This is a genomic window from Siminovitchia jepli (assembly GCF_047228825.1).
Lineage (GTDB): Bacteria > Bacillota > Bacilli > Bacillales > Bacillaceae_C > Siminovitchia.
Window position 1 is genome coordinate 31,576 of record NZ_JBFEGN010000030.1, and the last position, 9,853, is coordinate 41,428.

The window sequence follows — 9,853 nt, forward strand, 5'->3', positions numbered from 1 at the left end:
CCCGGACTGTTTTGACTTATGACCCGAGGGGCCGGGCGCTGACCGCCTTAGGCCGCCGCGTCCTGTGGCGCCGGCGTCCTGTCTGTCGGCAGGCTTAGACAGCGACGTCCTGTCCGTCGGCAGGCTTAGACAGCGACGTCCTGTCCGTCGGCAGGCTCAGACAGCGACGTCCTCGAAAAAGCTTACGCTTTTTCTGCGTGCGATGATGATGCTGTCGAAGCTTTCCTTGTCCTGTTGCTTCGCCTGCACTAGCACATCCTGTCCGCCGGAGCTAGACACAGAAAAGCTTCTTTTGATGAAAATTTTTCTTGGCAAGTTATACTTTTCTTAGAAGTCAGGGGTCAGCCGCCGGATTGGTCCAAATTTGCGAAAGAGGAAATTTCAAATTTATACTTTTAAAAAAAGCCGCCTTTCAAGCGGCTTTACAATCAGTTTTGTTCCCGCTCCAACTGTCTGGCTTCTTCTCTGGCATAGGGAACATGGTGCCGGAAGTTTCTAAATCCTGCCCAAACACTTAATCCGCCTATGGTGATAAAGACGGCTGCCACGATATACGTGACGGTTGTATTGAAAAGAAAAAGTTGATTGATTCCAAACAGGGCAACAAACAGGCCGAGTGCCATGCCTGATTTGCCATTCAACATTTTTCTTTCCATCGGCCGCCTGCTTCTTATATATTTCATTTTATAATAAATATAAAATGAGAACGAGAGAATGATAAAAAATACTAGAAAGGGCACTTTTTTAACCTCCAAAGATCAACGTTTATATTCCACACCATTGTAACGTCATTTTCAAGGAAATGCCACTGGCCGTGCCAACGAACTTTTAATTAAATGTGAACAGGCTGCGAAAGAGCGAAAGGAGTTACATATGAAAGAGCAAATATTTGAAGCGATTAAACGGTATAAGAAGATTATTATTCATCGGCATGTCCGGCCGGATCCCGACGCTTACGGATCCCAGGGAGGATTGGCTGAAATTTTGGCGGCATCTTTTCCCGAAAAAGAAGTGTATGCTGTTGGAGAGCACGATCCGTCACTCGATTATTTGCGCAAGCCCGATGTCATTACCGATGATGCATATGAAGGGGCGCTCGTCATCGTTTGCGATACGGCCAATCAGGAACGGATATGTGATGCCAGATATAAGCTTGGTGAAATGCTGATTAAAATAGACCATCATCCAAATGAGGATCCGTATGGCGATCTCTTGTGGATTGATACGAATGCCTCCTCCGTGAGTGAAATGATTTATGAGTTTTATGAAACGTTTCAAAAACGGGGCCTAAAGATGACAGATGAGGCGGCAAGGCTTATTTATGCCGGCATTGTCGGGGATACGGGCCGGTTTTTATATCCGAGTACAACAGCAAAAACATTTCAATATGCCAAGGAGCTCGTTCAATATTCATTTGACCGCTCGCATTTGTATGACCAGATGTATGAGCTTTCAGCCAATATGATTAAACTTCAGGGTTATGTATTGGAACACTTTGAGATGAATGAAGACGGAGCTGCGTTTGTCTCAATTGACAGTGAAACACTGAAAAAATATAACGTGCTGCCTTCAGAGGCTTCCTTGTTGGTCAGTACGCTCGGCATCGTAAAAGGAATCAAGGCATGGGCGTTTTTTATAGAAGAAGAGGATCAAATTCGGCTGCGGCTGCGTTCCAAGGGGCCTGTGATCAATACGATCGCCATGAAATATGATGGCGGCGGGCATCCTTTGGCGGCAGGAGCTTCCGTTTACACATGGGAGGAAACGGAGCAGGTCATACGGGACGTGAAGGAAGTTTGCAGAAAAAGCTGAGCCTACCGGTTAGTCGGCCAGTTTTATTTCCGCGACAAGGGCAACCGTTGTGTAAAAATATAATTCTTTCACCTCAAGCCTGTATGTTTTCCCGTTGATTTCAAAAGACTTATTTTCCACTGTCTTTTTAATAATCTCTTTATTGTTGTAGGCAACCGTCAAATCTTTGGCGATCAACGATTTTAAGTCTTCCTTGACCTCTTCTTCCGCCTCAAAGATGCTTTGCCGGTCCGTGATGCGGTACCGTTCAAAACCTGCAATTTTGACATCGATTTTTTGAATGGTTAACATTTCTTCGTTTTTCTTGTTCAATTTCTGATAGTCCTCTTGCCAAATTTTGATATAGCCCCTCAGCTCCTTGATTTGAAGAGCCTGCTTTTCGATTAAGGCGCTGTTTCGTTCCTGCAGCGTCCCAAACATGAACAGAAATATGAGCCAGCTGATGCAGCCGCCCACTGCAGCCCCGGCTAAAAACCGCTGCCATGCCGGCTGCTTGTAATATGGCGGTATTCTCATGAAAGATGCTCCTGTGTAAGCCATGCAATGATGAGTGAAGCGGTTTTGGCACCGCCCATCGCAGACAGGATCAAAAGGAATTGCTTAAACAAGTCTTTTGTGCCGCCTTCCAAAAAACCTTTTTCAAAACTGTACACAGTATCAAATGTGCCGCCAATCGCGGCGATGATCGCCCAAATACGGACCTTTCCCGCAGTGTTGGCAATTTCCGTCAAAAGGGGCTCTCCGGTTATAAAAGCCGCCAATCCCCCGATTATTGAACCGCCCAGCAACACGCCAATTGCGACAAAATAACAGTAAAAAAAGGCCGGAAAAAATGATTCGTGCACGGTTACCATCCCCAAAGTTTTATAAACTTCCTCTATTATATATATGGGACAAAACATCATGATATGAAGAAAGTATATAATAGGGATGGAGCCAATATTCTATTTTATAAATAAACCAAGAGGAAAAGAGGTGAATCCGTTGAACTTTCCCCAATTGAACATTTCCACCGCTTACAGCATGCTTTCCAGCACAATCTCCATACCTGCCCTTGTCGATAAGGCAAAACGGCTAAACTATCCCGCTCTTGCCATGACGGACCATCATGTTTTGTACGGCGTGCTTCCTTTTTACAAAGCTTGTATGAAAGCGGAAATCAAACCGATCATCGGGATGGCCGCCGATGTCGGAGATGAGGAAGAAAGCAGCAAAATTATCCTGCTTGCCGAAAATAATGCGGGCTATGCCAACTTGTTGAAGATTTCGAGTTGCATCCAAATGCAGCAGAGCGAAACGATTCCTTGGGAAAAACTCCAATTATACAATGGAGGATTGTTTGCTGTTTTGATCGGTTCGGAAGCAGGCCGCCGGAAGGACGACATCGATCTTTTCCTAAAGATATTTGGAAAACATTTTTATATCGGCCTGCAAAATTACGGCAGGTACCAAGATCATGAAAGGATGACCTCCCTTTCAACATACGCCCGATCCAAGGGCATCCCGGTCGTGGCTGCCAATGATGTCCGGTATTTGGACAAAAACGATGCCTTTGCCTACCATTGTCTGCTTGCGATCCGGGATGGAAATGAAGTAGCGGCAGAGGAGGCCGGGCAGACAGAAGGAATTTATGACTTGAAAAGCCATCAGGAGCTGGGGCAATTGTTCTCGGATTTCCCGGAGGCGCTTCAAAACGCTATCGAAATTGCTGAAAAATGCAATGTCATGATCGAAACGAACCGGAGTTTGCTTCCGAAATATCCGGTCCCGGCCGGCGAATCTGCCGGGGAAATGCTTCGCAGGCTGACTTTTCAGGGATTGAAGGAACGAAACATTGATCATGAAGCATACGTCTCGAGGCTAAAATATGAGCTTCATGTCATTCATGAGATGGGATTTGATGATTATTTTCTGATCGTGTGGGATTTTATGAAATATGCCCGCGGAAACGGCATTTTGACCGGCCCGGGACGGGGGTCGGCAGCCGGCTCCCTCGTCGCCTATTCCCTGGGCATTACCGAAGTGGACCCGATCAAATATGGCCTGCTGTTTGAACGATTTCTCAATCCGGAACGAATCTCGCTTCCCGATATTGATATTGATTTTCCCGATATCCGGCGGGATCAAGTCATTCAATACGTCGTCGAAAAATACGGCAAAGCGCATGTCGCCCATATCATTACTTTTGGAACGTTTGCGGCAAAAGCGGCCATTCGTGATACGGCCCGTGCCTTCGGATTTCATTCAAAAGAATTGGACATGCTTTCCAATCTTATCCCCGGGCGCCTTGGCCTCACTTTAAAACGAGCATATGAAGAGTCGGAGCGGCTGCGCAAATTCGTCAACGAGTCCGGGCGGAACCGTCTTCTTTTTGAAACAGCTTTAAAAATTGAAGGCTTGCCGCGCCATGCTTCGACCCATGCGGCCGGGATCATTATAAGCGACCACCCGCTGGTTGACATTATCCCTGTCAAAGCAGGCCCGGATGGTACCCCCATCACCCAATATCCGATGGAAGATCTGGAAGAAATCGGTTTGCTCAAAATGGATTTTCTTGGTCTTAGAAACTTGACGCTCCTTGAACAAATGATGAAGAGCATCCAAATTGATACAGGGAAAGAAATCCGTCTTGAAGATATCCCGTTTTCGGACGAAAAAACCTTTGCACTGCTGCAAAAAGGGGATACAACCGGTATTTTTCAGCTTGAGTCGGGCGGGATGCGAAAAGTGCTTCGTGATTTAAGGCCAACCGAATTTGAAGACATTGTTGCGGTCAATGCGCTGTTCAGGCCGGGACCCATGGAAAATATCCCTGTTTATATTGCCCGCAAACACGGAAAGGAAAAGGTGCAGTATCCTCACCCCGACTTGGAGCCGATCTTGGATTTCACCTACGGCGTCATCGTCTATCAGGAACAGATCATGCAAATCGCTTCCAAAATGTCCGGATTTTCTCTTGGGGAGGCTGATCTTTTAAGACGTGCCGTCAGCAAGAAAAAGAAAGAAGTCCTTGATCAACAGCGGGGCCGTTTTGTAACGGGCGCGGTAAAAAACGGCTATGATGAAAAAACGGCAAACGACACGTATGACTTGATCGTTCGCTTTGCCAACTACGGGTTTAACCGCAGCCACGCGGTTGCCTACAGTTTTATCGCCTGGCAATTATCTTGGCTGAAAGCCCATTATCCGAAACATTTCATGGCGGCTCTTCTAACATCCGTTATTGGAAATGAAGACAAGATTGCTTTGTATGCAGCGGAGGCCAAGCAAAAAGGAATCGATATTTTGCCGCCATCGATCAACAAAAGCCATTATCCCTTTAAACCGGAAGGAAAAGGGATTCGTTTCAGCCTCGGTGCCATCCGGGGACTGGGGGCGGCCGCGCTGAAAGAAATCATCCGGGCACGGCGAAACCGCCCGTTCGATGATTTGTTTGATTTTTGCCTCCGGGTTTCACCGCGGATGATCAACCGGAAAATACTCGAGTCTCTTGTTCATTCGGGCTGCTTTGATGAATTTGGCCATGACCGCGCCGTATTGCTGGCCACGCTTGATGTAGCCATTGAACATGGCGAATTAATGCGGCCTTCGCAAAGCGCACAGACTGAGGATCTGTTTGTGGATGAAACGATGTTCCAATTCAAGCCAAAGTACATTGAAGTGGAACCGATCGGCCTTGCCGAAAAGCTGGCTTTTGAAAAAAGGGCCACAGGCATTTTTTTGTCAGACCACCCCGCAAGTACCTATAAAGAAGATTTTTCATCCAAAGGTGCTGTGGATCTGATCAAGCTTTCCCCCGGGCGCCGCAATGTCGCCGTTGGAGTCTATTTGGCGGAAATCAAAACGATCCGGACGAAAAAAGGCGACATGATGGCATTTGCCACTTTAAGCGATGCTTCGGGCGAGATGGAAGCCGTTATTTTTCCGGATGTATACAAGCGCCATATGAAACATTTGAAAAAAGGGGAAATCGTGCTTGCAGCCGGGTATGTAGAAGAAAGAAACAATCAGATGCAGTTTATCATCCAAAGTGTAGCCGCAGCGGAAGATTTGGGAAAAACAGATCAAAAGATTTTGTATCTTAAAATCACCGAACAATTGCATGAAACGGAGACATTAAACAAACTAAAGATAATATTGAAAAAATATCCCGGTGAAACAGGGGTTATCCTATATTATGAGAAAAAGCGCCAAACGATCAGGCTTGGTGAAAAAAATCTGGTGAATCCAAGCGAAAATTGTTTGAAGGAATTGCAGTCCCTGCTTGGAGACCCATGTGTCAAGTTAAAATAATTTTTTCAAATCGACCATTATATGTTATATTGTTTTATAAGCTTTTAGACATATGAAAAAATATGAGAAACCGGGTATGGCTGGAACGAAGGAGTGAACCTTTTTGACATTAAGAGAAGAAGCATTGCACATGCATAAAATATTTCAGGGGAAGTTGGAGTCAAAATCCAAGGTTGAGGTTAAGAATGCGAAAGATTTAAGTCTTGCTTATTCTCCGGGTGTTGCTGAGCCTTGTAAAGAGATTTATGAAAATCCGAATACTGTCTATGATTATACAATGAAAGGCAACATGGTGGCTGTTGTTTCCGACGGAACAGCCGTCCTTGGGCTTGGAAATATTGGTCCGGAAGCATCCCTCCCGGTAATGGAAGGAAAGGCTGTCTTATTCAAAAGCTTTGCGGGCGTAGACGCATTTCCCATTTGTCTCAACAGTACGAATGTAGATGACATCGTCAAGACGGTTAAACTGCTCGAACCGACATTTGGCGGCGTCAATCTTGAAGATATCGCAGCTCCGAACTGCTTCGAAATTGAAGAAAGGTTAAAGAGGGAATTGACGATACCCGTCTTTCACGATGATCAGCACGGAACGGCGATTGTGACGGCAGCAGGCCTTGTCAATGCATTGAAATTGACAGGCAGGAAAATGTCCGAAATCAAAATTGTTGCCAATGGCGCCGGTGCAGCCGGAATTGCCATCATCAAGCTTTTACACAGCTACGGTGTACGCGATATTATTATGTGTGATTCCAAAGGTGCCATTTATGAAGGCCGCTCAGAAGGCATGAATGAAGTGAAGGAAGCTGTGTCCAAATTTACAAACCACGACCGCCAGGAAGGAAACTTGGAGCACGTCATCCAAGGTGCCGATGTCTTTATCGGAGTTTCCGTTGCAGGGGCGTTAACAGAAGAAATGATTGCGACAATGAATGACGATCCGATCATTTTTGCCATGGCGAACCCCGATCCGGAAATTATGCCGGAGAAAGCGATCGCTGCCGGCGCAAAAGTAGTCGGGACCGGCCGTTCGGATTATCCCAACCAAGTAAACAACGTGCTTGCATTTCCGGGCTTGTTCCGCGGCGCCCTGGACGTGCGGGCAACTCATATTAATGAGGAAATGAAACAAGCAGCTGTTGAAGCCATTGCGGGGTTAATTACAGATGAGGAACTTTCCCCGGACTGCGTCATTCCGCGTCCGTTTGATCCCCGGGTTGCACCGCACGTCGCAGCGGCTGTAGCGAAAGCCGCGATGGAAACGGGAGTTGCCAGACAAAAAGTGGATCCCGAAACGATCAAGCAAAAAACGATGGACTTGGCTGTCATTGGCAAAGACAATTGAAATAAGACAAAGACAGAATCGAAAAAGGCCGTGCCGCATATTAAGGGCCGGTCTTTCCTGTGCAATGGTATGAAAAATAACTGACTGCGGTTGAAAGGAGGGCTTGCTATGCTCAAGGATTTTTTTTCAAAGCCCAAGAAGAAAAAATATGCCACAATACCGTCGGAAGCAGCCAAGCAGGATGTACCGGAAGGCATCATGACAAAATGTCCAAATTGTAAAAAGATCATGTACACAAGGGAACTGCAAAAAAATTTAAAGGTTTGCCTGCATTGCGGATATCATCACAAAATGACCGCATTTGAAAGAGTCGACAGCCTGTTTGACGAAAATTCGTTTGTCCGTTTTAAAGATCATATTGCTACTGAAAACCCGCTCGGCTTTCCGAATTATTTAGAAAAACTTGAACAGGACAGGAAAAAATCCCATTTGGATGAAGCTGTTTTGACAGGTTCGGGCTTGATCAATGGAATGGAAGTGATCACGGCGATCATGGACGCCCATTTCCGTATGGGAAGCATGGGATCGGTCGTCGGTGAAAAGATTACAAGAGCCATTGAAGCGGCAGCAGAAAAACATGTGCCGCTCATTATTTTTACCGCTTCGGGGGGAGCCCGGATGCAGGAAGGTGTATTATCGTTGATGCAAATGGCGAAAACGAGCACGGCACTTAAAATGTTCAGTGAAAAAGGGGGATTGATCATTTCGGTCATGACACACCCGACAACGGGAGGCGTTTCAGCAAGCTTCGCCTCACTCGGTGACTATAATTTTGCCGAGCCTGGTGCTTTGATCGGTTTCGCCGGCCGCAGGGTCATTGAGCAGACCATCAGGGAAGAACTGCCAGACGATTTCCAAACAGCCGAATTTTTGCTTCATCACGGACAGCTTGATGCCGTGATTCCACGCCCCGAAATGAAAGAAAAACTCACAACGGTGCTGGAAATCCATCAACAAGTAGGTGAACGATCGTGGTAAACGAGCTTGAATTTGAAAAGCCTGTCTTGGAATTGCGCAAAAAAATTGCCGAGCTGAGAGAGTTCACGAAACATTCCGACGTGAATTTATCTGATGAAATTGATAAGCTGGAATCCCGTTTGGAAAAGCTTGAAAAAGATGTATACGAGAATATGGGTCCGTGGGATCGGGTCCAGCTTGCCCGGCATTCAGCCCGGCCGACAACCCTTGATTATATTGGGGAGCTGTTTACGGACTTTTTTGAGCTCCATGGAGACAGGCTGTATGGAGATGACGAAGCGATCGTCGGCGGGATTGCCAAGTATAAGGGCCTGCCCGTTACGGTCATCGGCCATCAGCGTGGACGGGATACAAAAGAAAATATCCGGCGCAATTTTGGCATGCCGCACCCGGAAGGCTACCGCAAGGCGCTTCGCCTGATGAAGCAGGCGGACAAGTTTAACCGGCCGATTATTTGCTTCATTGATACAAAAGGCGCCTATCCCGGAAAAGCTGCCGAGGAGCGGGGACAAAGTGAGGCCATTGCCCGGAACCTGTTTGAAATGGCCGGACTTAAAGTGCCGATCATTTGCATCGTGACCGGAGAAGGCGGAAGCGGCGGTGCTTTGGCCCTTGGTGTCGGGGACCGCATTTACATGCTGGAAAACTCAACGTATTCAGTTATTACACCTGAAGGGGCGGCAAGCATACTGTGGAAAGATGCTTCATATGCAAAACAGGCAGCTGAAGCCTTGAAAATCACTGCTCCCGATCTGAAAGAACTCGGAATTATTGATGAAATTATACCGGAAGTCAAAGGCGGGGCCCACAGGGATTTGGAAAAGCAAGCCCTTGAAATCGATAAGGTTCTGCACAAAGCTCTAAAGGAACTGATTGAAGTCAAACCTGAAGATCTTATAAAAGCTCGTTATGCAAAATACAAAAAAATGGGTAAGTACACAGAGCAAAAAGCAGTGGAAAATGTGCAGTAATAAGGATTGTCCGATGGGGACATTCCTTTTTTTTAAAAGATAAAAAATGATAAATTTCCTTTTGGATTTAGGAAAAAAATGCATCTGCGTTGTCCGGCTCAGCACCTTGCCCTGCGATGGTCACAAGCTGCTTCCCTGTTCGCTTACGACTGCCTCCTTGGGAACCGTCTTCTTTGCCCGCGCTTAGCAAGGCCGCTTTTCTTGTTAATTTGGTTACGCAGAATGGTTCTAGTTGACCGAAAAAGGCGTGAACCCGTAATTCGGATTACGCAGAAAGGTTCTAGTTGACCGAAAAAGGCGTAAACCCGTAATTTGGGTCATGTAGAAAGGTTCTAAGTGACCGAAAAAGGCGTAAACCCGTAATTTGGGTCACATAGAAAGGTTCTAAGTGACCGAAAAAGGCGTGAACCTGTAATTTGGGTCACGTAGAAAGGTTCTAAGTGACTGAAAAAGGCGT

The 9,853-nt window shown here is 46.5% G+C and carries 8 protein-coding genes; 5 read left to right on the forward strand and 3 right to left on the reverse strand.

The genetic code is table 11. The features are described 5' to 3' along the window. Nucleotides 1-428 precede the first annotated feature (428 nt). The gene (locus AB1L08_RS11670; protein ID WP_413064833.1) at nt 429-740 is read right to left on the reverse strand and encodes a YtpI family protein; all 312 of its coding nucleotides are present in this window, start codon (nt 738-740) and stop codon (nt 429-431) included. Nucleotides 741-873: 133 nt separating this feature from the next. On the opposite strand from AB1L08_RS11670, the gene AB1L08_RS11675 reads away from it, so the two are divergent. Further along, complete coding sequence (locus AB1L08_RS11675) at nt 874-1,812, forward strand: DHH family phosphoesterase (RefSeq protein ID WP_413064834.1); 939 nt, start codon at nt 874-876, stop codon at nt 1,810-1,812. A gap of 9 nt (nt 1,813-1,821) precedes the next feature. On the opposite strand, the gene ytrI is transcribed toward AB1L08_RS11675, so the two are convergent. Then, entirely contained in the window at nt 1,822-2,328 is a 507-nt protein-coding gene (gene ytrI / locus AB1L08_RS11680; RefSeq protein ID WP_413064835.1) for a sporulation membrane protein YtrI, read from the reverse strand. Beyond that, complete coding sequence (gene ytrH / locus AB1L08_RS11685; protein WP_413064836.1) at nt 2,325-2,657, reverse strand: sporulation membrane protein YtrH; 333 nt, start codon at nt 2,655-2,657, stop codon at nt 2,325-2,327. Before ytrH ends, ytrI begins: the two co-directional genes overlap by 4 nt. Nucleotides 2,658-2,796: 139 nt before the next feature. Between ytrH and dnaE the strand changes: the two genes are divergently transcribed. The 4 genes from dnaE to accA all read left to right on the forward strand — a co-directional run bounded on the left by dnaE (nt 2,797) and on the right by accA (nt 9,396). Then, nucleotides 2,797-6,105, forward strand: a complete 3,309-nt coding sequence (dnaE, locus tag AB1L08_RS11690; protein ID WP_413064840.1) for a DNA polymerase III subunit alpha — start codon at nt 2,797-2,799, stop codon at nt 6,103-6,105. A 103-nt stretch (nt 6,106-6,208) separates the two neighbouring features. Beyond that, on the forward strand, nt 6,209-7,447 hold the full coding sequence (ystJ, locus tag AB1L08_RS11695; RefSeq protein WP_413064837.1) for an NADP-dependent malic enzyme: 1,239 nt from the start codon (nt 6,209-6,211) through the stop codon (nt 7,445-7,447). Nucleotides 7,448-7,555: 108 nt separating this feature from the next. Beyond that, a complete protein-coding gene (accD, locus tag AB1L08_RS11700; protein WP_413064838.1) occupies nt 7,556-8,425 on the forward strand; it encodes an acetyl-CoA carboxylase, carboxyltransferase subunit beta in 870 nt (289 codons plus the stop codon). Beyond that, nucleotides 8,419-9,396 carry an acetyl-CoA carboxylase carboxyl transferase subunit alpha gene (accA, locus tag AB1L08_RS11705; protein WP_413064839.1) on the forward strand — a complete coding sequence of 326 codons (978 nt, stop codon included), beginning with the start codon at nt 8,419-8,421 and terminating at the stop codon, nt 9,394-9,396. The genes accD and accA overlap by 7 nt, the downstream gene beginning before the upstream one ends. The last annotated feature ends 457 nt before the right edge of the window (nt 9,397-9,853 follow it).